We start from the raw sequence: 25230 nt of genomic DNA, 5'->3' as shown, positions 1-25230 counted from the left end.
TTCCTCCGCGGGTGTTGACACGAACTGGTGACATCAGTCACTGTTACGGCCGGATTTGACCGGTCAAACTACGGAGAGTACGGCATTCGCGTGCGAGTGTCACCAGTTGCGGAGACGACGAGTGGTTCGACGAGGACAGGACGTGACACTGCGGCAGGTGGCGGCGCACGCCGGTGTGTCCCACCAGACCGTGTCGAACGTCCTCAACGCGCCCGAGCGCGTCGACCCGGCCACGCGCAGCAGGGTGCGGGAGGCGATCGAGGCACTGGGCTACCGGCCGAACCGGACGGCGCGCAGCCTGGCCACCCGCCAGGCGGGGCTGATCGGGTACTGCCTGTCCCGCCACTCGGGGCACAGCCTGTACATGGACGCGTTCCTGCACGCCCTCACCGCGGCCGTCGAAGCGTCGGGGCGGCACCTGCTGCTGTTCACCGCGCCCGAGGGCGAGGCCGGGCTCGCGACCTACGCCGACCTCGTCGCCCAGCAGGCCGTCGACGCGTTCGTGCTGTCCGACACCGTCGGGGAGGATCCCCGGCACGCGTGGCTCGCGGGTCGCGGCATCCGGTTCGCCTCCTTCGGCCGGACCTGGCCGCGGCACGGGCGGCAGGCCGGATCGTGGGTCGACGTGGACGGCCACGCGGCCTGCGCCGAGCTGGTGACGCGGCTGCACCACGCCGGGCACGACCGGATCGGCTTCATCGGCTGGGACAGTCCCGACGCGGGCGGAGCAGGCAGCGACCGGCGGGACGGCTGGCGGTCCCGGTGCCGGGACCTCGGCCTGCCGGAACCGGAAGCCCGCGCGGACTCCGACAGCCTGGAGGGTGCCGCGCGAGCGGCCGCGGAGTTGCTGGACGGCCGGGAGCCGCCGACGGCGATCGTCGCCGCGACCGACCTGCTGGCCGTCGGGGTGCTGGGCGAGGTGCGCCGCCGCGGATCGCGGCCCGGCCACGACGTCTGGGTGACGGGCTTCGACGACTCGTTGCTGGCGACGTCGGTGGAAAACGGCCTGACCACGGTTCGCCAGCCGACCGCCGAGATCGCGACGACGTTGGTCGGCCTGCTGGACGCCGAGCCCGGCACCGCGGAAGCCGGTGTCCTGCTGCCCGGGCAGATCGTGGTCCGGGGCAGCGCCCCGCTGGGTTTGTGAACATCAATGGTGATGGGAGACAACGAGCATGGCTGGACCGGGAACGACCGCACTGCGGGTGGCGGCGATGGCGGCGGTGGGGGCACTCGCCGCCGCCTGCGGCGGGGGAAGCGGCAGCGGGGCGGGGGCCACCGGCAGTGCGGCGCCGGCACTGGACGGACGGGGTGACATCACCTTCGTCACCGGCAAGGACACCTCCAACAACATGCAGAAGCTGGTGGCGGAGTGGAACTCCGGCCATCCCGGCGAGCAGGTGCGGATCGTCGAGCTGCCGGAGTCGGCGGACGCCCAGCGGCAGCAGATGGTGCAGAACGCCCAGGTGAAGTCCACCGCTTACACCGTGCTCAACCTCGACGTCGTGTGGACGCCCGAGTTCGCCGCCAACCGGTGGGTGGTCGAGCTCCCGCGTGACCAGTTCGACCTGGACAACTTCCTGAAGCCGGCGGTGCAGACCGCGGAGTACCGGGACAAGCTGTACGCCGTCCCGGTGTACTCCGACGGCGGGCTTCTCTACTACCGCAAGGACTTGCTGGCCAAGGCCGGGGTCGCGCCGCCGAAGACGTGGGACGAGCTGACCGCCGCGTGCCAGAAGGTCAAGGCGCTGCCCGAGGCGGCGAACGCGGGCTGTTACGCCGGGCAGTTCGAGAAGTACGAGGGCCTGACCGTCAACTTCGACGAAGCCGTGCACTCGGCCGGCGGAACGATCGTCGACGACTCCGGCAAGCCCGCCGTGGACACGCCACAGGCCAAAGCCGGTCTCGACCGGCTCGTGCAGGGCTTCAAGGCCGGCGTCATCCCCCAGAAGGCGATCACCTACAAGGAAGAAGAGGGCCGGCGGGCCTTCCAGGCCGGCGAGCTGGTCTTCCAGCGGCAGTGGCCGTACCAGTGGGCGCTGGCGAACAAGACCGACGGATCCTCGACGGTGGCGGGCAAGTTCGACGTCGCGCCGCTGCCCGGGGCGGCCGGTCCGGGTGTCTCCAGCCTGGGCGGGCACAACTTCGCCATCTCGGCGTTCGCCGAGCACAAGGCGACGGCGCTGGACTTCATCAAGTTCTTCACCACCGAGCAGGCGGAACGGTCCAACCTGCTGGCCACGTCGCAGGCGCCCACCCGGACCAAGCTCTACGACGACCCGGAGCTGCTCAAGCAGTTCCCGTACCTGCCGACGTTGAAGGCTTCGATCCTCGGCGCGAAGCCGCGGCCGAAAGCCGTCCGGTACGGGGACGTGACGACGGCGATCCAGGAAGCCGCGTACGCCGCCATCTCCGGCACCAAGGACAGCGCGGCCGCGCTGAAGGAGCTGCAGACCCAGCTCGGGGGCCTGCTCAAGTGAGCACGGCAACGCCCGTGCGGCGGGGCAGGGCGGTGAGCGAAGCCGGACGGCTCGCCGCCCTGCTGCTGTCGCCGACTTTCGTGGTGCTCGCCCTGGCCGTCGGCTACCCGCTGGTTTCGGCCCTGCGGGAGTCGCTCTACCAGTCGGGGCAGACGGTCGACGCCGACGGTTTCGTCGTTCAGGGCGACCAGTTCACCGGTCTGGACAACTACACCGGCATCTTCGGTGGCCCCGCGGCGGCCCGGTTCTGGAACGCCTTCGGCAACACAACGCTGTTCACCGGAGTCACCGTCTCCCTCGAGGTGGTGATCGGCGTGGCCATGGCGCTGGTCATGCACCAGGCGCTGCGCTGGCGTGGCGTGGTGCGGGCGAGCATCCTGGTGCCGTGGGCCATTCCCACGGCGGTCTCGGCGATCCTGTGGCGGTGGATCTTCCAGGCCGACGGGGTCGCGAACGCGATCATCGGCCACCAGGTGCTCTGGACCACCGAAGGCTGGCAGGCGAAGTTCGCCGTGATCATCGCCGACACGTGGAAAACGGCGCCGTTCATCGGGCTTCTGGTGCTCGCCGGACTGCAGGTGATCCCGCGCGAGGTCTACGAGGCCGCGCGGGTGGACGGCGCCGGAGCGGTGCGGCAGTTCCGGTCGATCACCCTGCCGCTGATCCGGCCGATCCTCGCGGTGGCGGTGCTGTTCCGCGTCCTGGACTCGCTGCGGATGTTCGACCTGCCGTTCGTCCTCGTCGGCAACCGCAAGGAGTCGGTGGAGACGCTGACGATGCTGGCCTGGGACGAGGCCAGCAACCTCAGGTTCGGCCCGGCGGCGGCCTACGCCACCGTGCTGTTCCTGTACGTGGCCGCCGTCGCACTCGTGTTCGTGAAACTGCTGGGCGCCGACGTCATCGGCGAGGCGCGCGACCGGACCCGCCGGGGACGCCGCCGGCCCGCTCCCGCGCCGGCCCACGAGCCCGTTCCCGAGGTGGTTCCGGTATGAAGTACCGCGCCGTGTTCCGCTACGGCGGCTTGGTGGTCATCCTCGCCTACTGCCTGGCCCCGTTCTACTGGATGGTCGTCTCCGCGCTGCGGCGGCCGACCGACCAGTTCTCGCTGACGCCCTTCCCGGTTCCGGTGTCCGTGGCCAACTTCACGGCCGTGTTCGGGGTGGACGTCGGGTTCGGCCGGGCGTTGCTCAACAGCCTCGTGGTGGCCGGGGTCGCCACGGTCCTCACCCTGCTCATCGGGCTGTCGGCGGCCTACTGCCTGGCGCGGCTGCGGTTCCGGTTCAAGAACGCGGCCGCCGCGATCATCATCGCCACGTCGATGTTCCCGGGCATCTCGCTGGTCGTGCCCCTGCTCAAGCTGTTCACCGACATCAACTGGATCAACACCTACCAGTCGATGATCGTGCCGAGCATGGCACTCGCCCTGCCGCTGGCGGTGTGGAACCTCAACGCGTTCTTCCGGCAGATGCCCGGCGAACTCGAGGAAGCGGCCATGATCGACGGCTGCACCCGGCTCGGTGCGTTCCGCCGGGTCATCCTGCCGCTGGCCGCGCCCGGGGTGTTCACCACCGCGATCATCACGTTCGTGACCGCGTGGAACGAGTTCATCATCGCGCTGTCGATGGTGAACGACAAGTCGATGCAGACCGCGACCGTGGCGATCTCCCGCTTCACCGGCGCGTACAGCTTCGACCAGCCCTTCGGTACTCAGATGGCGGCGGGTGTCGTCGTCACCGTGCCGCTCGTCGTGCTCGTGCTCGTCTTCCAGCGCCGCATCATCGCCGGCCTCACCGCGGGCGGTCTCAAGTGACCGGCCGTGCCGCGCCGGACGAAACTCCTTGGAGGTAACCGTGTTGCGCACGCGATCCGGTGTGCTCGCCGTACTCGTCCCGCTCTGCCTGACCGCTGTCCCCGCCGCCGCGACGGCGGGGACGAGCCCGCCCGGCCCGCTGCTGGTGGCGGGGTCCGGAGCGGACGAACCGACCACCACCACCCGCCTCGCCGACCGGCGGTCGCTGATCACCGGTGAGCAGGCGTACGTGCTCGGCGACGAGTCGGGGCAGTACCCGGCCGCGGGGTTCCACATCCGCGGGGAGATGGGCGGGTTCTGGGCGCCGCCGATCAAGCTGCTCGACGGCCTCTGGTTCCGGGTGGGGGACCAGTGGCTGGGCACCGGCGCCACCGCCGTCGGCTACGCCAGTGGTGACGGGTACGAGCGCTTCCGCTACCGCACCACCGGCGGCGTGACGGCGGAGCGCGTCCAGTTCGTACCCGACGGATCGGCCACCACCCTCGTCGCGCTCAGCCTGCGCAGCCCGGTGAGCCGTACGGTCGATCTCCGGGTCGACGCCCACTCGGAGCTGCTGCTGGCCTACCCGTGGACGTCGACCACACCGTCCTCGGCCGCCGTGGACCTGCCCGACACCGCGAGCACGGACGGAACGGCACTGACCTTCCGCGACACCGGGACGTCGTCGGCGCCCGGAGCGCGCCCGCACGACTACAGCGCGGTCGTCGCCGGCGATCGGCCACCGGTGGCGACCGCCACGGCGGGGCCGCACCGGGGGCCGCAGGACCCGCCCGTGCTGTGTCCCGCCACCGGCACGGCTCCGTACCGCTGCGACGACAGCAGTGCCGGCAAGGGGGCCGGAGGCGCTCTCGACTACCGGGTCGACGTCACGGCCAACCGCACGACGACGCTGTGGTTCGCGGTGGCCGGCTCCACCACGAGCGCCACCGAGGCGGCCCACGCCGCCCGGACGGCGCTGGCCGCCCCTGCCGCCGCCTGGACGAACAAGCTCGCGGTACGACGGGCCGCGGTCGCCCCGACCCAAGTGGACCTGCCGGGTGATCGTCCGCTGCAGGCCGCGGTCCAGTGGAGCAAGAGCAACCTCGCGGATTCGGTGCAGCAGGCCCGGAACCTGCAGATCCGGCCCGTGTCGGCCGGCACGGGCTACCCGCCCGCGGCCGGTACCGTCCCGTCCGCCCGGTGGATCGGCGCCGGTTTCCCCGACTACCCGTGGCTGTTCGGCACCGACGGGGAGTACACCGCCTTCGCGGCCGTGGCGGCCGGTCGCTTCGACCTGGTCCGCGACCACCTGCGCGCCCTGCGCGACGTCAGCGACCTGGTCAACCGGCGCAGCGGGAAGATCGTGCACGAAGTCGTTTCCACCGGTGACGTGTACTTCGGGGCCAACGGCGACCCGGGCAACACCGACGAGACCGCGAAGTTCCCGAGCGTGGTGGCGTTGCTGTGGCGCTGGAGCGGGGACGACCGGGTCCTCGACGACTTCTACGACCTCTCCGCCCGCGCGCTGAGGTACATCGCCACGAACCTCGACGCCGACCACGACGGCTGGCCCGAGGGGCTGGGCAACGTCGAGCGTCCCGGCATGGGCGCGGAAAAGCTGGACAACGCCGTCTACTACCTCCGCGGCCTCGCCGATCTCGCCGACATGGCCGAACGCCGCGGCGACCGCGCGACCGCCCGCTGGGCGCAGACCCGCTTCGAAGACCTGCGCGGCCGGTTCGACGCGACCTGGTGGGCGGGCGACGACGCCGCCGGGTACGGCGACTCCCTCGGTGACGGGAACACGCCCGTCTTCCAGCGGCACTGGATCGGGCTGACCCCGCTTGAAGCGGCCCTGCCGGGCGCGCGGGAACTCGCCTCCCGGCGCCACGCGCAGCAAACCCTGCAACGCCGGGAAGAGGACTGCTACAGCGGCGACCTCGGCCTCTACCACACCGGGACGGGCCCGACCAGCGCTTCCGGTGGCAACCCCGGCCCCAGCTGCGACCAGGTGGTCACCGCGGTACCGGCCGAGCGGGCCGTGTACTCCTTGAACACCGCGATCATGGCGGTGGCCGAAGGCAACTACGGCAGGCTCGGCCGCACCCAGCAGCAGCGCTACACCACGGCGAACACCCGGATCCAGCTCGACCCGGCGATCTGGGAGAAGCCGGGCGCGATGCCGGAAGTGGCTCCGTCGCCGGACTTCACGGCGAACATCGACCGCCCGTTCACCGACCGCTCGATGGTCCTCCAGGCGTGGGGCACCTACGGCGTGCTCTGGCCGGTCGTGCACCAGCAACTCGGTGTCGACCCCGATCTGCCCCACGGCCGCATCGCGGTCGTTCCCCAGATCCCGCAGGGGCAGCACCGCATCGCGGGCTCGGACATCCGGCTCGGCACCGGCTCCCTCGCCGTCCGCGCGACGAGTACCCCAGCGAGCCTGACCACGTGGTTCTCGTGGACCGGAACCGCCGCGGTCACGGTCGGAGCCGTCATCCCCCCGGGGAAAACGGTCACCGGCGTCTCGTTCGGCGGCCGCCCGGTGCCCTACCGGCTGGTCGCCACATCCCGAGGTGACCAGCTCGAGGTGGAGGTCACCGGCAAGTCGGGCGAGCTCCAGGTTCGGCTTCGGTGAACCGTCGGTCCGACCGGCGTTCGCGGCCGGCGCCGGTCGGACCGGGGATCGGAAACGCCGCTCGCCTCCGGCGGACCGCTCGCCACCACGCTCGGACACGGCGGAGGGATCGCTGCCGGACCGCGCCGAAGTCAGTGAGGCGGTGCGATCCGGGCTGTGCGCGGCCGAGCGGGAGCAGGTGGCGGAGCCGTGACCTGAGAGGGGACGCCGGCTCCGCCCTGCGGACTCGCTCAGGCGTGGCACTCGTAGAGGGTCTGGGCTCCCATCGGCCCGGCCTGCTGCGCCGCTTGACCGCCGTAGGCCGCCGGGTCGACCGCCGTGCAGTGCTGGGTGATCCACTGCTGACGCTGCCGGCCCGCGCCGCCGGACACGCCCGGCATTCCGCGGCTGTCGCCCGTGTTGCCGCCCAGGACGAACTTCAGCTTGCCTTCGGCGGTCCACTGCTGCAGCTGGTCGACGGAGGGGGAGTCGTCGCTGCCCATGAAGCCGCCCATGCCGATGACCGTCTCGTCGGAGCCGATGATGAAGCCCGCGGCCATGGTCGCCGCGCCGTCGACCGCGAGAGTGATCTCCGCGTTTCCCTTGTGCTGGCTGGCGTACTCGAGGACACGCTGCTGCTCGTCGGTGAGCTTGCCGTCCATCATGCCGCCGAAGCCGCCCGCCCGGCCACGGCCCGAACCGCCCGGTGGCTGCTGGGAGCCGCCGCCGGGGAAGGCCGCGTCGGTACCGCCCGGGAACCCGCCGGTGCCACCGGGGAACTGCGGCAGGTCGCCGGTGCCGCCCGGGAAACCACCCTGGCCGCCCGGTCGCAGGCCGCCGAAGCCGCCGCCGTTCGGGCCCGCCGCCGGCATCACACCGAGGTTCTCGCCGGTCGCCGCGGTCGCGGTCGACCACACCGCCGGGACCAGCAGCAGCGTGACCAGGCCCAGCACCAGCGACACCCGCGAGAACACCGCGCGGCGGGCCTCGGCGAGCCGCGCGCCGAGCAGCGCGGCCACCGTGACCACACCCGTCACCAGGACAGCCCAGCGCGTCCAGCCGTGCCAGGACGCTTCCCGGCTCGCCAGCACGAACGCCCACACCGCCGTGAGCGCGACCGCGGCGGGCAGCAGCAGCCACGAGGCCGCCCCGTCCCCGCGGTAGGCACGCCAGAAGCGGGCGAGGCCTGCCGCGGAGATCGCCGCGATCGCCGGAGCCAGCATCGTGGTGTAGTACGGGTGCCAGATGCCCTGCGCGTAGCTGAACACCACGCCCGTCACCAGCAGCCAGCCGCCCCAGGCGAACCAGCCGGCCCGCGAAGCCGGATCGCCCGGTCCCTTCGCCCGCACGCCCTTGACCGCGACGACGACCAGCACGAACAGCGACAGCGGCAGCAGCCACGAGATCTGCCCGCCGACCGACGGCCCGAACATCCGGCCGAGACCGGTGTCGCCGCCGAACATGCCGCCGCCCATCCCGGACGGCAGGCTCATCCCTTCGGGAAGATTCGGGCGGGCGCCGCCACCACCGGGACCGAAGTTGCCTTCGTCGCCGAAGATCCGGCCGAAACCGTTGTAGCCGAAGATGAGGTTCCACGCGGTGCCGTCGGTGCTGCCGCCCATGTACGGCTTCGAGCCCGGCCACCAGTCGTGCAGCGCCGCCCACCAGAACGACGACGCGAACAGCACGACGGCCGCGCCGAGCAGGTCGAAGATCCGCCGTTTGACCGGCGCGCTCGTGCCGACCAGGTACGCCAGGGCGAACCCGGGCACGACGATCCACGCCTGCATCATCTTCGTGACGAACCCGCAGCCGATGAAGAAGGCACACCACAGCAGCCATTTCGTCCGGGCGCGGCTCGTGTCCGCCTTCACCGAGCGCGTGAACGCGTACGCCGCCGCGATGAGCAGCAGCACCAGCAGCGTGTCCGGGTTGTTGTCCCGGTTGATGGCGACGGTGATCGGCGTGAGCGTGAGGATCAGCGCGGCCAGCAGGGCGACGTTCTCGCCCGCCCAGCGCCGGACCGTGCGGTGCAGCAGGAACACCGCGGCGACGCCTTCGATCACCTGGGGTAGCAGCAGGGCCCAGCCGTGGAAACCGAACACCAGCAACGAAAGCGCCTGCGGCCACAGCGACATCGGCGGTTTGTCCACCGTGAACACGCCGTACGGATCGAACGAGCCGAACAGGAAGTTCGTGAAGCTGTCCGTCATGGACTTCACGGCGGCCGAATAGTACGTGTTGCCCAGCTGGCCCGCGCCGATCCGCCACGCGTAGAGCGCGGTCGCGGCGACGCAGATCCCGGCGAGCGCCCAGACCTGCCACCGCGTCCGGGCCGGGGCAGCGGCGCGGCCGGCCGGTGCCGCTTGGTCGGCGGCGACTGTCATTCTTCGTCCTTTCCTCGGAATTTGCGGAAGACCCAGCTGCGCAGCAGCACGAACCGGCCCGCGGTGCCCGGCACCGAGGCCGCGAAGAGCACCGTGAAGACGTGGTGGAGCCCGAAGACCACGAGCCCCTGCACGTGTGGCTTGCGTCGGGAAGTGGCCGCCCCGACGAAGGTGAAGCGGCGGTTGGCCTCGGTGTTGAACAGCGTGGTGAGCACGAGCGCGGCAAGGTTGGCCACCAGCACCGGCCGCCACAGCCGGAACACCGCGTACAGCACCAGGTTCGCGACCGTGGAGACGACTCCGATCACGGAGAACGAGAGGATCTCCCAGAGCCGGCCGCCGCTCGGCGAGCCTCCGGTCGCGCCGACCGACATGCTTCCTCCGTTCGGGGTTTCCTGCGGCCGAGCACGACGCTGTGTGACCGGTTACGTGACTCTCACGGTGGGCTACCGATCGTGAGAATGGCCTGGAATTAACCTGAGAGAATCGTTAGAGGTGGATCTCTCACCCCGGTGGTGAGATCAACAGCCGGCGCACAGAATCGCCGCGTAACCTCTGGCCGGTGCGACTGCTGGTGGTGGATGACGACCCCGACGTGCGGGAGAGCTTGCAGAGGAGTCTGGAGTTCGAGGGCTACGACGTCGGGACGGCGACCTGCGGGACGACGGCGCTGGCGGTCTTGGCCGGCGAGGCGAAACCCGACCTGGTCATCCTCGACGTGATGATGCCCGAGGTCGACGGGCTGGAGACCTGCCGCCGGCTGCGGGCGGCGGGGGAGCGGCTGCCGGTGCTGATGCTCACCGCGCGCGACGCGCTCGGCGACCGGGTCACCGGCCTCGACTCCGGGGCCGACGACTACCTCGTCAAGCCGTTCGCGCTCGAGGAGCTGCTCGCCCGGGTCCGCGCGCTGCTGAAGCAGAACCGTGGCCGCCGTTCCGTGCCGGAGGTCCGCCGCATCGGCGACCTCGAGCTCGATCCCGGCACCCGTGAGGTCACCCGCGGCGGGCGGCGGGTGGACCTCACACCGACTGAGTTCGACCTGCTCTCCGTGTTCCTCGACGCGCCGGGCAAGGTGCTCACCAAGCATCAGCTGCGGCAGGCGGTGTGGAGCGGGGAAGCGAGCCGTACCAACAACCTCGACGTCTATGTCAGCTACCTGCGGCGCAAGACGGAAGCGGGCGGGGCGAGCCGGCTGCTGCACACCGTCCGCGGTGTCGGGTTCGTGCTGCGGGCACCGTGAGGCCCCGGATGCTGCTGCGCAGCCGCGTCGCGCTGATCACCGCGGCCATCGTCGCGTTCGCGATCGCGTCGATCAGCACCGTCACCTACGTGTCCACCCAGCACAACCTGCGTGCGCAGCTGGACGAGACGCTGCTCGGCGGCTGGCCGCCACCCGGTGCGCAGGACCCGGCCCTGCCGAAGCCGGACTGGGCCGGCCTGTGCCGGGCGGTCAACGGCAGCCGTCCGCTCCAGCGGTTCCTCGAAGGCGTCCAGCTGATCAAGGCCGACGGCGCGGCCTGCACGCCGCCGGGTGTCGACGCCGTCGTCCTCGATCCGGCGGACCGCGCGACCCGTGCGGTGGCGCTGCGGGACGGCTACACGGAGTCCGGCACGCCGGTGCGGGTCCTGCTCGGCCCGGTCGGTGACGGGAACGTCCTGGTCATCTCGCGCAGCCTCGCGGACGTCGAGAGCACGCTGAGCGGGTTGCGCAACGTCCTGGTCGTGGTGTCGGTGCTGGGAGCGGCGCTCGCGGCCGCGGCGGGTTTGGTGTTGACCCGCCGGACCCTCGAGCCGATGGCGCGGTTGACCGGCGCTGCCGAGGAGATCGCCCGCACCCAGGACCTCGACATCCCGGTCGCGGTGTCCGGCCGCGACGAAGTGGGTCGCATGGGGCGGGCGTTCGCGGCCATGACCGGTGCGCTCGCCGAATCGCGCCGTCGCCAGCGAGCGCTGGTGAGCGACGCAGCCCACGAGCTGCGCACGCCGTTGACCAGTCTCCGGACCAACATCCACCTGCTCGCCCGCAGCGAGCACACCGGCCGCCCGCTGGCCGACGAACAGCGCGCCCGGACGCTGGACCGGTTGCAGGTGCAGGCGGAGGAGCTGGGCGACCTCGTCACCGAGCTGGTGGTGCTCGCCCGCGACGAGCACGAGCTGGAGCACGCCGACGTCACGATGCCGGCCGTGGTCCGGCAGGCGGTCCGGAGGGCTTCGAGTCGTGCCCGGGACCACGAGTTCGACGTCGAAAGCGCCGAGTGGCGGGTGCGTGGCGACGCGGGCGCGCTCGAGCGGATGGTGCTCAACCTGCTCGACAACGCGATCAAGTTCTCACCCGCGGGGTCGGTGATCACGGTGCGTTCGACCCCCGGCCGGATCGCCGTCGCCGACCTGGGTCCCGGGATCCCGCCGGACCACCGGGAGGTCGCGTTCGAGCGGTTCTGGCGGGCGCCCGAGGCTCGGTCGCTGCCGGGTTCGGGACTCGGCCTGGCGATCGTCGCGGACATCGCGGCCGCACACGGCGGGCGTGCACGATTCGACGAACCCGGCGATGGTCGGGGTGCGCTGGTTGTGGTCGAGTTGCCAGGTTGACCCGCGGCTTTCCTCGTTGGCGCACTTCGGGTAGCCGGTGAAACCGGACGTCAATTCGAAGGCGCCGACGCGGAAGCCGTTGACGAACAGCTCGTACGGCCAGTGGCCGGCAACGTCGGCCTGATGGCTTTACGCCCGTTGATGATTTCTTGACGGATACCCTGCCGGTCCCGACGAAGCGTTAACGCCATCCGGGCCTTGTTCGCGCCTAGGCTCGGTTTTCCGAACACGAACTACCACTGGGGATTCACCTATGCGTTCTTTTCGCGTCCTCGTAACGGCTTTCGCCACGGCCTGCGGGCTGGTGCTGGCCACGGTCCCGGCCGGGGCCGCGCCGGCCGGCGACGTTCAGGACCTGCTGCACGCCTGGGCCGACGCGGGCGCGCCCGCCGGCGGCGGCACTTTGGACAGCCCGGAAGGCCGACGGCTGACCGAAGCCCTCGACAGCACGGCCACCCCGCAGCCGTCTGTCGCGGCGGCGGCTGCGTATCCGGCTTGCCACGGGACCTTCCCGTCGAACGGCGTCGCGAACATCACCGTGCAGTCGTCGGCGGCGCACGGGATTCCCTGGGTGGTCAAGCTGGCTTCGGCGAACTCCCGGTTCGGTGTGGTGGTGCTGTCGGCCCAGATCTACGCGAACAACCGGCAGGCCAATGTGTACGCGCCGCACACCGAACCGTGGAACTACAACTTCCACGGCCCGCTGCCTCGCAAGTTCCAGAAGGTCGGCGGCGGCACTTACACCATGCCGGACGGGGCGACCGTGTCGTTCCTGTTCGTGTGGCACTCCGCGGCTCACCCGTCCGAGGGTGGCTACGCTTACCTGACCTGCAAGTACGACATCTGAGGCCTTCACGCATGCAGACCGCGGACGAGAACGAGTACGTCGTCGAGGAGTTCCGGCCGATCCGGCACGACCTCCTCGCCGCCGGCCTGCATGTCGAAGCCGGGGATCCCCACCGCATCGCGGGGGATCCCCGGCTCTTGGCTTGGCTGCGCATCGACGGCGAGCGGATCGGTGTCCTCGCCTTCGACGAGGCTGCCGCGCCAGCCGAACGGCTGAGCACCCTGGCCGGCTTCACCCAGGACCTCGTGGTGGAAAACGTCTTCACCGACGGGCGCAGTTTCACCTGGCCCCGCTGCCTCGACCGGTCCCACCGGCATCCCATGGTCGTCGTGCTCGACGACGGCCGAGCGCTGTGGCGTTGCCCGCGCGACGCCGGTCTCGCCGTGTCGATCGGCGAACTCGGAGCCTGACGGCGTAGCCGTCCGATCGCTCCGGGTGTCTGACGCTGTTTGTGTCAGTTTGGAGTCAGGGGCGTGTCAGGCGGGCCGCCGACAGTGGCGGCATGACGAACACCAGCGCTTCCTCGGCGTGGACCGGCATGCTGCCGGTCGAAGACACCGCTCTCGCCGTCACCGACACCGGTGGCCCCGGTATCCCGGTGCTCTACTGCAACGGCCAGTTCGCCACTCAGGGCTACTGGCGCCGCGTCCTCGCCGAGCTCGGCGAGTTCCGGCACATCACCTTCGACGAGCGCGCCCGCGGCAAGTCGAAGCGTTCGGCGGACTACTCCTTCGAAGCCGCCGTCCGAGACGTCGACGCCGTGCTCGCGGCTCGGGGTGCCGAGCGAGCGCTCCTGGTCGGCTGGTCCTACGGGGCGGTCGTCGCGGCGCACTGGGCCGAGCGGAACCCGGAACGGGCGATCGGAGCGGTCCTGGTGGATGGTGCGTACCCCTACGACTGGCTCGACGAGGCGATGGAGCGGCGCATCCGGAAGCTGTTCAAGCGCCTGAACCTGGTCATGCCATTGCTGCGCCCGACCGGGTTGACCCCGCGGATGAGCGCGGCGCAGCAGGCCGAGAGCAACATCGAGCTGGGGGTGCTATCGCGCGAGCGCGAGCTGGGGCCGGTGCTGGACGGCATCACCGTCCCGGTGCGGTACGTGGTGGCTTCGGGGACGTCGTTCGGAAGCAAGGGCGACGAGCAGGAACGGCTCCGCACCAGTCTTGACGGGGTGACCTCCCGTAACCCGAACATCGAGGTGAGCGCGAAGGTCGCGAGCAACCACGGCGCAATTCTGAAGAAGGATGCCCCGGCCGTCGCCGCGGCCGTCCGCGAGGTCGCGAACTTCAGGCGCGCCGACGGCTGAGCCGCCGCTCAGGTGGCCTTGCGGAGGTGAGCTGACGAACGGCAGGAAGCCTGGTTCTCCGTCGCCGGGTCCGGCTTGACGCTGCCGGGCCCAGGAGACCTTCGAAAGCAAAAATCAGGCGGGTGGGGCCGGTGTTTTCCGGTGTCGTGACCGGGCCCACTCGAAGCGGCGCCGTCCGGCGGTGCAGCGTATCCGGAATGCGGAGCCGGAGTGTGCCGCTCACTCCACATTCGGGAAACGCAACGCACCGTCGGACGGCGCCTCGAGAACTCGGAGCCGGTTACCGTGTAAACGGACGGCTCCGGTGCTGGATCAGTTGCCCTGGCTCGTGCCGCCGTCGGACAGCTCGCCCGAGGCGCAGTTGTAGGCCGACTCGCTGCTGGCCTCGTGCGAGCCCGGCGACAGGATCGGCACGCCGATGCCGTTGAGCGAGTTGCGGATCGGCACCTGGACACCGAGCACGTTGACGTCGTTACCGCACGCGCCCACCGTGCCGTTGACGTTGTGCAGCACGTCCGTGTTGTTCAGGTTCACCAGTCCGACCTGCCCGGTGAAGTCGTGATCGGCGTAGTAGTGAGCGTGGTGGTGGTGCTCGTCCGGGGTACCGGCCGCGGCGACGCCGCCGGCCAGGAAGGCGCCGGCGGCTGCTGCGGCCACGACGAACCCGATCTTCTTCAGCATGACTTGCTCCTCGGTCAACGATATCGGAGAACGGGACGGCAGTTGGTGTGTGGTTCCGTCCCGTAGGAAAAACATATACTGAACCCGGCGAGTTGATACCACTTGATCCCACCATTGTGTGGTTTACGGGATGTGATGACTGAGGCGGATCAACCCCGATCGGGTTATTTCCCGTTTTCCCGATGCCGACACCGTTCAGTTGTGGGTCCGACGGTCGCTCGCGTGGTAGTGGGTTCTTTGGTGAGCGCACGCTATCCGGGCCACGCCTCGGCTTCGGCCGTGAGGGCGGTGGTCACGTCGATTTCGCCCGACCGCACTCGCCACGCGAGGGTTTCCGGTCGTGGTTGCAGCAGGTGCCACCCGATGACGTCTTCGTCGCGGTAGCGGGGGTCTTCGTCGTCACCGATGCCCAAGGCCGCGAAGTACTTGCGGGCGGCCCAGGTCTCGGGAACCCAAGCGCGGGCCCAGCGCATTACGATCCTGGCGAGGTGGTTGCGGCCGTCCGCCGGGTGGATCAGACGGTCGCCGGCGGTGCAGACCAGGTGTGGCGTGTAAGCCGCGCCGAGTGGCGCGACGGCGATTTCGGTGTTCATTTCTCCAGTTCGCGAGAGTGGACGGCCGTACCCGGCTCTTATGCGCTGTTGCGTTCGAGAAAAGCGGACGCTCGGAGACTGCCGAGTGCACGCGACCCTTCCGGGTGCGGCTCCGCTTTTGGACAGGGGGCCATCTTACAAAGAGCGCGGGAGCCCTGGAAAACGGGCCTTGCAGGCGATGTCTTCGTCCGTCCTGTTGGTGCGCGGCGGGCGCGTATGCGCACGGAAAGAACGATTCCAGGATCGGAAGCACGAGCCGGGACGAACCACAGGGTGCGATTCCTGTTGCGTTGCCTGCGACCGCGGAATGCGCCCTTTCGCGAGCGAAGTGGAGGGGGTGCCGGACCGCCCCGACGGTGGGCCGGCACCCGGCTCCGGTCAGTTGGCGGCGCTGGTGTTCACCTCGCCGTTGACGCCCTTGGGGAAGAACCCGCCGGAGGTGGCGGCCTTGTCGGTCAGGTACACGATGTTGAGGACCTGGCCGGGGGAGCGGCTGTAGGCGATGCCGTTGGCGTCGGTCGGGACGATGTTGGCGTTGCCGCGGCTGTCGATGACGCCCTGGTCGTCGTCGGCCGGGCCGTCGAGGCTGTCGCGGGCGTTGGACAGCTTGACGCTCGCTTCGCGCAGGTCGCGGCCGAGCAGGCCGAGGCCGCGGATGCCGTCGGTGTGCTGGTAGAGGGCGCTGCGGATGTTGCCGGCGTGGTAGGCCTCCACGGCGAGGATCCCGGCGGCGGCTTCGAGGTAGGTCTTGTTGGCGATCAGCGGGGCGGCGCCCTTGTAGGCGGTGACGCCGACGTCTTCGAAGAGGAACGCGGCGAGCAGGAAGTTCTCTTCGCAGGCGAAGGCGTCGAAGCTGTGTCCGGGTTTGACCAGGCCGGCGGCTTGGGCGGCGGCGGTGAAGCTGGCCTGCAGGTCGATCGCGGGGCGGCTGACCGCGGCCGAGCCGAGTGCGGTGCGCAGGAACTGGACGTGGGCTTTCTCGTCGCCGGCGATCTCCTGGGCGTACTGGCGGGCGGCCTTGGTCTTGAACTTGACCGCGCGGCCGCCGGTGACGCCGCCGCGGGTGCCGGTGCCGGTGGTCATGGAGTCGGCAAGGCCGTTGCCGGTGACGGCGTGCAAGTAGAACTCGGCTTCGAGGTATTCGAGGTTGAGGGCGAAGTTGAGGACTGCCCCGTCGCTGACCTCGCCGGAAGCAGCCGCCGCGGCGGGCCGGGCGGTGGCCGCGGCTGCGGGGCCTGCGGTGAGGCCGCCGAGGGCTCCGGCGCCGACGACGCCGAGGCCGGTCATCCCGGCCGCCTTGAGGAACCGGCGGCGGTCCTGGTCGTTCCCGGCGCTCCGGTTGATCATCGAAGCGGCATAGCGCTTGCCAAACACGGACGAATCTCCTCCCCGCCCGCGCGCGGAGACGGCGGGCGTCACCCGCCGCCAGGCTCCGGCGCCGGGATGGATCCTTCGTGGACACTTCCCGTTCGGGGCCGCCCGCCGCGTGGATGGGTCGACCCCGAACCGGCTTGCGGATTCGGCGGGTGCGCACCTTCGGCCGATGACGGCAAATTACGGTCGGCTACCGCTACTTGACGGTAGGAGAAACTTTGGGGTGAAAGCGGACCTGCTATCTGCACCCGATCCGACTACGGTTGCCGTGTTGAATCGCGACTGACGGTTAATCCGAACTCGAAAGGGCGAGATGGAGGGACACGTCCCTAGCGGGTGACCGAACCGGAGTCGCGTGAAGGCCGGGGCGTCTGTCAGGTTGCGGGGAAGCCCTGGAGCGGCACCAGCGCCCAGACCACCTTTCCGGCGCGGTCGAGCCGCACACCCCAGTCGAGGGACAGCTGGCCCACCAGCCGCAGGCCGTACCGGCCGGAGCCCGGATGGCCGGCGCGCACCGCCGCGACGTCCGGATCGTGGTCGCTCACTTCGACGAGCAGGTGCTCCCCGGCGCGGGCGACCTGCAGCTCGCGGACCGCGGTGGCGTGTCGGTACGCGTTGCCGACCAATTCGTCGATCACGAGCATGACTCCGCCGAACCGGCCATCGGGGCACGCACCGAACGTCAACGACTCGGCGACCCGCGACCGGACCTCACGCAGATCCGGCAGACCGCACAGGGAGACCCTGGTACCGGCCGCTCCGGCCGGCTCGCGAGTGAGCCGCGCCAGTTCCTCGTCGAAATCCACTGCCGAACCGACCTCTCCCGCGACGTTCGCCCGATTCGGATTCGATCCGGTTGTCCTCCCGGATTGGTCTGCGTCGTCGGCGGGCCGCGGTCACTTTTGAACGGTCTTCGCCCGATCGGGTTGAGCGCGGGGTTCGACCCACCCGGACGGATCGCGGCCGCGAACTCGGCGTAAGTGATCGCATCCGGGGCCTGACCACTGACCAGATCCGACCGGCCCGCTGCGAACTCGTTTCCACTCGATCAGGAGTTTCCGTGACCAAGGTCCGCTTCACCGGCATCGGCCTGGCCGCCGCCGCACTCACGCTCAGCGCGTGCGGCAACGGAGCCGGCTCCGGTTCGGCCGGCCCGGGCCGGCCGATAGCTGCGCCGTCGCCGAGCATCGCCGGCGCGACCGGTACGCCGGACGGGGTGACCACCAGAGCTGACGTGTTCGGGCCGGCCTGTCCGCAGTTGCCGCCGGGCTCGCTGGACTCGATGAGCTCGCAGCCGGCCGCGACGGCTGTCTCGGGCAACTCGCTGCTGACCGAACTGACCGCGGCCATCGCGGCCGCCAACCTGGCCGACACGCTCAACAGCCCTCACGGCATCACGGTGTTCGCGCCGGCTGACCCGGCTTTCGACACCCTCGGCGAGGCCGAGTCCACCGAGCTGGCGCGGACCCTGCGTTACCACGTTATCGGCCGGCGGTACGACGCCAAAGGCCTCTCGACCGCGGGCACGGCGACGACCCTCGACACGGCCGGTGGCCCGCTGAAGATCGAAGGTTTCGGTGAAACGATGACGATCAACGGCGCGAAGATCCTGTGCGGCAACATCCCCACCGAGAACGCCACGGTTTTCGTCATCGACAAGCTGCTGACGCCGGGAAGCGCGAAGTAGCACCGGCTTCCGGGCCGCGGAACATCGTTCCCCTGCGGACGGCCCGGTACTCCGACTCGACCTCGACGCGCTCCAGGTCCGAGAGCTACGGAGCCGCCGACCGGGACGGCGGGATGGCCACCGTTCGACGCGACGCCGAAGTCGTCCAGCGACGGCAAGCGCTCCATGCGGAGCGGGTCAGGGTCCGTTGTGGATCAGCGACGCCCACAGGTCCGGGCGTGCCGGGTACTCGGCGCGCAGGTCGAGCGTGGCCCGCCGGACCGCGAGAGCGGTGTTGCCGGCTGGTGGCGTTCCGTCGAGGTGCCGGTAGATCTCGCGTGCGGCGGTGGCCGCCATGTTGTCGGCGATCGGCCACAGGGTGGCGATGACGTGGCGAAAGCCGGCCAGCTGGAAGGCCGACGCGAGGTGCAGTGATTCGTCGGCCTGGTTGATGCCCGGGTTCGCGGTCGAACAGGCGGACAGGTACGCCAGTTCGGCGTCGGCCAGCCGCAGCCGGCTGATCGCGGACAGCGACAGGATCCCGTCGTGCAGCCGGATTCCACTGCGGGAGGGCACGAGCAGGTCGGCGTCCGCGTGACACGCGAAATGCGCCCACGTCGATTCGCGCAGGGCGGCGAGGACGGCGTCGGTCGTGGCGTGCTCGCCGGCCAGCAGCGGCAGGCCGGGGTGGGCGGCGTGGAGCTGTTCGGCTTCCTCGGCGGTGGCCGGCAGCGGCGCCGAGCCCGGGGCATCGGGGACGGCCACGGTCAGCTGCCTGCGTCCGGTCGTCGGTGGGCGGGACCGGGCGTGGGTCAGTGTGCGCAGGGTCGCGGTATAGGAAGAGACCACGGCGTCCAGTGCGCCCGGTTCGCCCGGATGCCCGGCGGCGTGCCAGGGGAGCAGGCTGAGCAGATCGGTCGGCATCCACCACACACGGGAGGTGGCCGGCAGGGCGGCCAGGATCGGGGCGACCGCGACGTCCCACAGCCAGCCGGTGATCTCCGGGATGACACGCCGCCGGCGCAGTGCGGCGGCGAACCCGCTTTGCTGGTTGACGTCGATGAGCTCCTGGATCTGCCGGTGCAGCTCGGCACCGCCGAGATCGGGCAGGTCGACGAGGATCGGATCGCCGCCGGCGGTGACGATGATTGCGCCACCCCGGCGGAGGTCCGTGTTGACCAGGACCACCACGCCGTCGGCCGCCGCCGCCCGCAGCTCAGGAAACGCCGGCGGGGCAGGGGTTTCGGCGGCAACGTCGAGTTCGGCGGCGAGCAGGATGCCGCGGCTCAGTTCTGCCACTTCGACGGCGCCCTCGGGATCGTCGATCGCGCAGTACGCGGCGATTGCTTCCCGCACCAGCCCCGTGTACCGGCCGATCCGGTACTCGCGGTCCCGCCAGTTCGCGCCGGGCGGCGGGACCGACGGCAACAGTGAGGCGGCCGAGTCCAGCAGTGCCGCGGCGCGGACGTGGTCGCCGAGCACCGTCGCCAGCCGGCCGGCCACGTGGTACGAGCGCACCTGCTGCGTCGTCGACGCCGTGGCGGCCGAGCCGGCGACCGCGTCGATGAGCGGGCCGAGGCGGCCCTCGTCCAGCGGACGACCCGTGGTGGTGGCGAACTGGTGGTGCGCCTGGCCGAGGTTCGCGGCCACCAGTGCCAGGTCGGGGTGGCCGGGTGAGAGGCACGCGAGTGCCTGTTCCTGCAATTCGATACCGCGTCGCATGTCGGCCGCGTCGCCGGAATGCCGGGACCGGCGCTGGTAGACGATGTTGAGCTCGGACAGGTAGCGATACCGGTCGGGGCGGTCGGCGGGCAGTGTGTCCAGCGCCAGGTGGGCGAGTTCGATGGCCCGGTCCAGGTCGGCGATCTCGCCGTGGTGTTCGAAGCGCTCCCGATACGCGGCGCTCACCATCCGGATGGTGACGCCTCGGGTCGGATCTTCGGCCGGGATGGCGGCCAGCGCCTGCTCACCCAGTTCGATGGCGTACGTCCGATCGGCCGCCGCCTCGGTGTGATCCGCCCGGCTCCGGTAGGCGACGCAGAGGTTGGACAGCGACGTGACCCGCACCGGATGACCGTCGGGCAGCAACCCGAGCGCCTCCTCGTCCACGTCGATGGCCTGCTGGAGGTCCGACAGCAGGCCGGTGTGCGCGTAGAGTCGTTGCAGCGCGGGGCTGAGGTTGCCCAGCGCGCTCGCCTGGTCCAGCGAACCGGTCTCGTACGTCGCGACCGCCAGCCGGCCGTAGCCGATCGCGCGCCGCAGGTGGGCCAGGTCTTCCGTGGCCTCGTACAGGTGACGGCAGGCCAGGTTGAGCATGGAGGCCGGCACGGCCCGGCGCACGTCGTCCCCGGGCAGCATCGCCAAGGCCTGCTCGCCCGACTCGATCGCCCGGTGCAGGTCGGCGACCTTGCCGAACCGCTGGTACCGCTCGCGGTACAGCACGCACAGGTCGGTCGGCGGCCGGTGCAGGTCCGGGTCCGCCGTGCGCGCCCGTTCCTCGGACTCGATCGCCCGCCGCAGATCGGCCACGTCGCCGAGGCGCTCGTACCGGCGGAAGTAGACCGCGCCGACTCGGGCCAGGTAGCCGGCGTGGTCGGGGTGGCCGGCCGGGGTGCAGGCCAGCGCCTGCTCGGCGCAGTCGACCGCGGCGGCCAGATCGGCGAGGTCACCGGTCCGGAACGACCGGTCGCGATAGCCGTCGGCGAGATTGGACAAGCACGCCGCGCGCCTCGGGTCGTCGGCGGAGTGCGCGGCCAGCGCGGTCGCGGTGAGCTCGATCGATCGGGTCAGGTCGGGCAGTGCGCCGGTTCGCGTGTACCGGGCTCGATGGGCCGATCCGAGGTTCGACAGGATTCCGGCGAACTCCGGGTGATCCGCCCGGAGGACGCGCAGCGCGCGTTCCCCCGTTTCGATGGCCCGCTCCAGATCGTCGGCACGGTGGGTGCGTTGGTGACGCCACTGGTGGCCCACGATGAGCATCGCCATCCGCGCGCCGGCACGGGGATCGTCATCGGCGGTCGCGGCGACCGCGGCCGCCAGCAACGCGATTCCGGCGCCGGCCAGGTACGGGTCGGGGGTGCGGAAGGCGGCACGCAGCAGGTCGGTCCCGACCCGATCCTGGGCGGTCGCGCTGGCTGTCGGGCCGAGCAGTGAGCGCAGCGGATCGGGCAGCAGGGCCGGATCGCCGGCCAGGGGTGCGAGATAGGTCAGTGCCCTGGCCAGTTCCGCGTGCTTGGCTGCGTCGGCCGCAGCGGTGGCGCGGAAGAAATGCAGCCGGCCGAGCACCGCGCACGCCGTCGTCCGACGGTCGTCCGTGCCGGACGAGGCGATCGAGGCCACCTCGTCCGCGTCGTCGGTGGTCGCCTTCGCGAACAACACCTCCGACCGGCCCGATCGCCGGAAGTCGGCCAGTCGCTCGGACAGCCGAGCCAGCGCCTCGTCAGATGCCACCGGCTGACACCGTACCCAACCGGGTCGTCGGCCGCCATATGATCCAGGCAGCGGAAACCGAGCTGGGAGAAACCGGATGGATGACGCCGAACGGCAGGTGCTGGCGCAGTTCTGCCTCGATCTGCCGAATCTGCGTGCCGAGATCGCGCGGCTCGACGAGACGAAGCACGGGCAGCTGGCCCGGATCGAGCGGGCGGCGGCCGAGGGCAGGCCGATTTCCGGCCTGCTCAAGCGGTACTTCGACATCGACCCGGCCACCGGGCACCGTTCGCTGCACCACGGACTGCCCGGCGCCGGCGCCGGCCGGGCACACGAGGAACTCTTCGGCTGTCCGCACGGCCACTGTGCGCGCGAGGAACGGCCGGTCCCCGCCGGGCCGGTGCCGCGTTGCCAGGTGACCGGTTCGGAGATGAAGCGCCTTAGCTGAGCGGCTTCTTCTGGGACTGGCGAAAGCACTCGCGCAGCAGTGGGGACGGTGCCCTGGCGCGTCAGGAGTCTGCCGATCCGCCGAGGCGGAGCCCGCGGCTGCAGCTGCGCCACGACTCCGCCGGCTTTTCACTCCGTGCCGCGAATCCGGGCCATGATCCGGCCGTCCAGGTCGGCAGCCGGCCGGGCTTCCGAAGCGGCGATCAGGTCCAGGCAGCGGCGCAGCTTCTCCACTTCGGCCCGGAGCGCCGCGCAGCGTGAGCAGCGCTCCCCGGGCCCCTCGCGGTCGTCCCAGGAACGGATCGGGTCGTGGCCGCACCGGTCGGCTCGGCCGTCGCTCCGGGTGGTCACGGCGCAAGCCGGCTGCTCAGGGCGAGTCGTGTCCGGTGGAGGCGGGTCAGGGATTCCGGTTCGGACTGCGTCAGCAGTTCGGCGACCCGGGCGGTGGGGAACCGGAGGACGTCGTGCAGGAGCCAGCCGGTCCGGTCGGCTCCCTCGATGCGGCGAAGTGCTTTGAGCAGCGGGGTCGGCGCCGCCCGGTCGAGGCATCGTTCGACGGAACCGAGAAGGAGGGTCGCCGTGCTCGGCTCACGATCGTGCCGGCGCGAGAGCTCGACGAACACCTGTTCGGTGACTTCCTCGGCCGCCACCCGGTCGCCGAGCAGGCACACCGTCAGCCGGAACACCGTGACGTGGTGTACCCGGACGAAGCGCTCGAAAGCCGCGAGCGATGGTTCGGCCCTCTCGCGTCCGGTCGCGGTCAGGACGGACGATGACACGTTGACCTCCTGGAGGGCCTCTCTGCTGAAGCCCGGTGCAGGCAGGATGTGCCCACGGCCGTTGCGCCGGAAACGTGCGGGTGGCCGCGGTCAGCGCGCCGGGTCGGACAGTGACCGGATCCGGCTGAGCAGGTTCGCCGTCGTGGTCTCGCAGAGTTCCGCGAGCTGCTCGAGCGCTGCCGGGTCGAGGTGGATCTCGTGCGCGGTACCGTTCGCGCCGGTTTCGGCGAGCTTGCCCTCGGCCCAACGCCGGAACGGGGCGAGGTCCTGGTGCTGGGTCCGGACGACACTGTGCAGGTCGACCCGGACGCCGTCGGACTCGCCGGCGCCGAACGTGCCGAAGTACCGCTGTCCGACCCGGGCGAGCAGCGCGTCGGGAGCTTCGCCCAAGGCCAAGCACAGCTCCACCAGGCGGACGACCGAGCACTGCCGGGTGCCGAGTTCGTAGGTCGCCAGGGTCTGCAACGACAGTTCGCTGCGCAGGCGGAGATTGAGGTCGCGCCGGGTGAGCCCGCGCTCCTCCCGCAACCGGCGGAGCTCATCGCCGAGCATCCTCTGGTAGGCGCCGGCATCCAGCTGCACCGTCGCTCCTCCCTGTCGAGCGGCCGCTGCCGCCGCGCACACCGACAGACTAGCTTCGCCCGGACCGTGCTTCGACGCCGAGCGAAGGGTGGCGTGCGGGTGGCACGCCGACCGGCCGACCCCGTAGATTGTGCCGGTCCCGAACCGGGTGCGACGCCATCACCGGGCACCGCACCGCACGAGGAGGTGGCCGACGAGTGGCCGACAGTTCCGCCGCTGCGGACGCGGTGACCGGACTGCCCGGCCGGGGGGTGCTCGAAGCCGAGCTGGCGCGGATGCTGTCCGCCGCGGGCGGCGGCCGGGTCGCGGTGCTGCTCGTCGGGCTCGACGAATTCGCGGTGGTGCGCGAGGCGCTCGGGTTCGACGCCGCGGACGAGGTGCTCGCCGCGGCGGCGCGGACGATCGAGACGCTCTTCGGCGACGTTCGAAGGGTTCTTGCGCTGCTGCCGGGTGACGTGTTCGCCGTGGTGCTGCCGGGCGAACACGATGCGGCAACGGTGGGAGAACGGGCGGAGTCGGTGATCGCCGCCCTCGGCCGGCCGTCCTATGTGGACGGGATAGGCGTCGGGATCAGCGCGAGTGTGGGTGTCTTCCTCGCCGGCACGGGTCCGCCACCACCGGCCGAGGTGATCCGGTCGGCGCAGATCGCGCTGCGCCGGGCGAGAGAGCTCGGCCGGACCCGGTGGGTGCTGTTCGACCCGGTGGCGGGGCGCGCGGACGCCGCGAGGTACCGCTTGGCGTGCGGCATCGCCGGTGCCCTGGAGTCCGGGCAGCTGGAGGTCGTCTACCGGCCGCACGTCGTGTTGCCGGACGCCGAGATCATCACCTCCCTCAACGCGGCGCTGCGGTGGCGTCACCCCGAGTTCGGGCAGCTGCGGTCCGAGCAGTTCTTCCCGCTCGCCGAGGCCACCGGCATGACCGGGGCGCTGGGGCGTCATCTGCTGGCCGAGGCCCTGCGCACCGCCGGTCACTGGCGCGGCAGGTTCGGGGCCGCCGCGCCGACGGTGTGCCTCACCCTGCCCCGGCGGATGGCGATCGACGAAGACCTCGTCCGCATCGTCGGGCGGGAGCTCGACCGCAACGAGCTGCAGCACCGGCACCTCGTGCTGTGCACGGACGTGCCTTCACTGCTGGACGACCGCGGCGACCTGCTCGGCTCACTCGACGAGCTGGCCCGGGCCGGTGTCGTGTTCGTCGTCCACATCACCGGGCTGTCCGAGCTCGAGCTGCTGCCTGCCCTGAACGTGCCGGCCCCCGGGGTGATGCTCACCGGAGCGATCATCGACGCACTGGAGGTCGACGAACCGCCGGAGCAGGCCGTGCGCACCATCCGGCAGGTGGTCGAGCGGGCCGAGGAGCTGGGGATCAAGGTCGGTGCCCGCGGTGTGCTGTCCGAAGAGCACGCGGAGCTGTTGTACGGCATCGGGGTCGTTGTCGCCGCGGGGCCCTACCTGCCCACCTACTCGACCGCGGCGGAAGCGGAGACCTGGGTGGGCCGGAACTTCCCGATCGGGTGAGTTCCCGGATCGACGGGTCTCGCGCACGAGTTCTCCTCGCTCGGCATCGCGGAAGCGGAGTCACCGAGCCGGTGTCGGGCGAAGCAGGCCACGCTCCCGGCGATGAACCGAGCCGCAACGCCGGAGACGTCACGGGCCCGGCGTGGC

The 25230-nt window shown here is 70.9% G+C and carries 23 protein-coding genes; 13 read left to right on the top strand and 10 right to left on the bottom strand.

Features of this window, described 5'->3' with window-relative positions:
* The first annotated feature begins 142 nt into the window (after positions 1 to 142).
* The 5 genes from ABZX11_RS28955 to ABZX11_RS28935 are packed head-to-tail and all read left to right on the top strand — an operon-like array spanning position 143 to position 6907.
* Entirely contained in the window at positions 143 to 1147 is a 1005-nt protein-coding gene (locus tag ABZX11_RS28955) for a LacI family DNA-binding transcriptional regulator (RefSeq protein WP_354918664.1), read from the top strand.
* Between the two features lie 28 nt (positions 1148 to 1175).
* Entirely contained in the window at positions 1176 to 2480 is a 1305-nt protein-coding gene (locus ABZX11_RS28950) for an ABC transporter substrate-binding protein (protein WP_354918661.1), read from the top strand.
* A gap of 32 nt (positions 2481 to 2512) precedes the next feature.
* On the top strand, positions 2513 to 3472 hold the full coding sequence (locus ABZX11_RS28945; RefSeq protein ID WP_354918658.1) for a sugar ABC transporter permease: 960 nt from the start codon (positions 2513 to 2515) through the stop codon (positions 3470 to 3472).
* Positions 3469 to 4290 (top strand): carbohydrate ABC transporter permease, encoded by an 822-nt coding sequence (locus tag ABZX11_RS28940; RefSeq protein ID WP_176170703.1) that lies wholly within the window; start codon positions 3469 to 3471, stop codon positions 4288 to 4290. Before ABZX11_RS28945 ends, ABZX11_RS28940 begins: the two co-directional genes overlap by 4 nt.
* A gap of 40 nt (positions 4291 to 4330) precedes the next feature.
* Positions 4331 to 6907 (top strand): hypothetical protein, encoded by a 2577-nt coding sequence (locus ABZX11_RS28935; RefSeq protein ID WP_354918655.1) that lies wholly within the window; start codon positions 4331 to 4333, stop codon positions 6905 to 6907.
* A gap of 230 nt (positions 6908 to 7137) precedes the next feature.
* Here the strand turns inward: ABZX11_RS28935 and ABZX11_RS28930 are convergent, their stop codons facing one another.
* Positions 7138 to 9273: a glycosyltransferase family 39 protein gene (locus ABZX11_RS28930; RefSeq protein WP_354918652.1), complete on the bottom strand. Its 2136-nt coding sequence runs from the start codon at positions 9271 to 9273 to the stop codon at positions 7138 to 7140.
* Complete coding sequence (locus ABZX11_RS28925) at positions 9270 to 9647, bottom strand: GtrA family protein (RefSeq protein ID WP_354918649.1); 378 nt, start codon at positions 9645 to 9647, stop codon at positions 9270 to 9272. Before ABZX11_RS28925 ends, ABZX11_RS28930 begins: the two co-directional genes overlap by 4 nt.
* Before the next feature lie 188 nt (positions 9648 to 9835).
* On the opposite strand from ABZX11_RS28925, the gene ABZX11_RS28920 reads away from it, so the two are divergent.
* From ABZX11_RS28920 to ABZX11_RS28900, 5 genes are all read left to right on the top strand, one after another.
* Complete coding sequence (locus ABZX11_RS28920) at positions 9836 to 10513, top strand: response regulator transcription factor (RefSeq protein ID WP_176170700.1); 678 nt, start codon at positions 9836 to 9838, stop codon at positions 10511 to 10513.
* Between the two features lie 8 nt (positions 10514 to 10521).
* Positions 10522 to 11862, top strand: a complete 1341-nt coding sequence (locus ABZX11_RS28915) for a HAMP domain-containing sensor histidine kinase (protein ID WP_354918644.1) — start codon at positions 10522 to 10524, stop codon at positions 11860 to 11862.
* Between the two features lie 253 nt (positions 11863 to 12115).
* On the top strand, positions 12116 to 12709 hold the full coding sequence (locus ABZX11_RS28910) for a hypothetical protein (protein WP_354918641.1): 594 nt from the start codon (positions 12116 to 12118) through the stop codon (positions 12707 to 12709).
* Between the two features lie 11 nt (positions 12710 to 12720).
* Positions 12721 to 13119, top strand: a complete 399-nt coding sequence (locus ABZX11_RS28905; RefSeq protein ID WP_354918638.1) for a hypothetical protein — start codon at positions 12721 to 12723, stop codon at positions 13117 to 13119.
* Between the two features lie 92 nt (positions 13120 to 13211).
* Positions 13212 to 14015 carry an alpha/beta hydrolase gene (locus ABZX11_RS28900; RefSeq protein ID WP_354918635.1) on the top strand — a complete coding sequence of 268 codons (804 nt, stop codon included), beginning with the start codon at positions 13212 to 13214 and terminating at the stop codon, positions 14013 to 14015.
* 312 nt (positions 14016 to 14327) lie between these two features.
* On the opposite strand, the gene ABZX11_RS28895 is transcribed toward ABZX11_RS28900, so the two are convergent.
* From ABZX11_RS28895 to ABZX11_RS28880, 4 genes are all read right to left on the bottom strand, one after another.
* On the bottom strand, positions 14328 to 14696 hold the full coding sequence (locus ABZX11_RS28895; RefSeq protein WP_354918632.1) for a hypothetical protein: 369 nt from the start codon (positions 14694 to 14696) through the stop codon (positions 14328 to 14330).
* Positions 14697 to 14947: 251 nt separating this feature from the next.
* Entirely contained in the window at positions 14948 to 15289 is a 342-nt protein-coding gene (locus tag ABZX11_RS28890; RefSeq protein ID WP_176170694.1) for a hypothetical protein, read from the bottom strand.
* A 378-nt stretch (positions 15290 to 15667) separates the two neighbouring features.
* On the bottom strand, positions 15668 to 16663 hold the full coding sequence (locus ABZX11_RS28885; protein ID WP_354918629.1) for a ferritin-like domain-containing protein: 996 nt from the start codon (positions 16661 to 16663) through the stop codon (positions 15668 to 15670).
* A gap of 374 nt (positions 16664 to 17037) precedes the next feature.
* Positions 17038 to 17469, bottom strand: coding sequence for an ATP-binding protein (locus ABZX11_RS28880; RefSeq protein ID WP_354918626.1), 432 nt, complete (start codon positions 17467 to 17469; stop codon positions 17038 to 17040).
* Positions 17470 to 17723: 254 nt separating this feature from the next.
* Here ABZX11_RS28880 and ABZX11_RS28875 point away from each other — a divergent pair, with 254 nt between their 5' ends.
* Positions 17724 to 18350, top strand: coding sequence for a fasciclin domain-containing protein (locus tag ABZX11_RS28875; RefSeq protein WP_354918827.1), 627 nt, complete (start codon positions 17724 to 17726; stop codon positions 18348 to 18350).
* Positions 18351 to 18527: 177 nt separating this feature from the next.
* On the opposite strand, the gene ABZX11_RS28870 is transcribed toward ABZX11_RS28875, so the two are convergent.
* A complete protein-coding gene (locus ABZX11_RS28870; protein WP_354918623.1) occupies positions 18528 to 21779 on the bottom strand; it encodes a CHAT domain-containing protein in 3252 nt (1083 codons plus the stop codon).
* Between the two features lie 76 nt (positions 21780 to 21855).
* Here ABZX11_RS28870 and ABZX11_RS28865 point away from each other — a divergent pair, with 76 nt between their 5' ends.
* A complete protein-coding gene (locus tag ABZX11_RS28865) occupies positions 21856 to 22206 on the top strand; it encodes a hypothetical protein (RefSeq protein ID WP_176170690.1) in 351 nt (116 codons plus the stop codon).
* 128 nt (positions 22207 to 22334) lie between these two features.
* Here ABZX11_RS28865 and ABZX11_RS28860 read toward each other — a convergent pair whose 3' ends face one another.
* From ABZX11_RS28860 to ABZX11_RS28850, 3 genes are all read right to left on the bottom strand, one after another.
* Positions 22335 to 22556: a hypothetical protein gene (locus ABZX11_RS28860; RefSeq protein ID WP_354918620.1), complete on the bottom strand. Its 222-nt coding sequence runs from the start codon at positions 22554 to 22556 to the stop codon at positions 22335 to 22337.
* Positions 22553 to 22984 carry a hypothetical protein gene (locus ABZX11_RS28855; RefSeq protein WP_354918617.1) on the bottom strand — a complete coding sequence of 144 codons (432 nt, stop codon included), beginning with the start codon at positions 22982 to 22984 and terminating at the stop codon, positions 22553 to 22555. Before ABZX11_RS28855 ends, ABZX11_RS28860 begins: the two co-directional genes overlap by 4 nt.
* A 90-nt stretch (positions 22985 to 23074) precedes the next feature.
* Positions 23075 to 23566: a helix-turn-helix transcriptional regulator gene (locus ABZX11_RS28850; protein ID WP_354918614.1), complete on the bottom strand. Its 492-nt coding sequence runs from the start codon at positions 23564 to 23566 to the stop codon at positions 23075 to 23077.
* A gap of 197 nt (positions 23567 to 23763) precedes the next feature.
* On the opposite strand from ABZX11_RS28850, the gene ABZX11_RS28845 reads away from it, so the two are divergent.
* Positions 23764 to 25083 (top strand): EAL domain-containing protein, encoded by a 1320-nt coding sequence (locus ABZX11_RS28845; protein WP_354918611.1) that lies wholly within the window; start codon positions 23764 to 23766, stop codon positions 25081 to 25083.
* Positions 25084 to 25230 lie beyond the last annotated feature (147 nt).

Source organism: Amycolatopsis sp. NPDC004169 (genome assembly GCF_040610315.1).
Lineage (GTDB): Bacteria > Actinomycetota > Actinomycetes > Mycobacteriales > Pseudonocardiaceae > Amycolatopsis.
The sequence above is the reverse complement of the archived record's forward strand: the minus strand, read 5'-3'. Positions and strand labels throughout refer to the sequence as shown.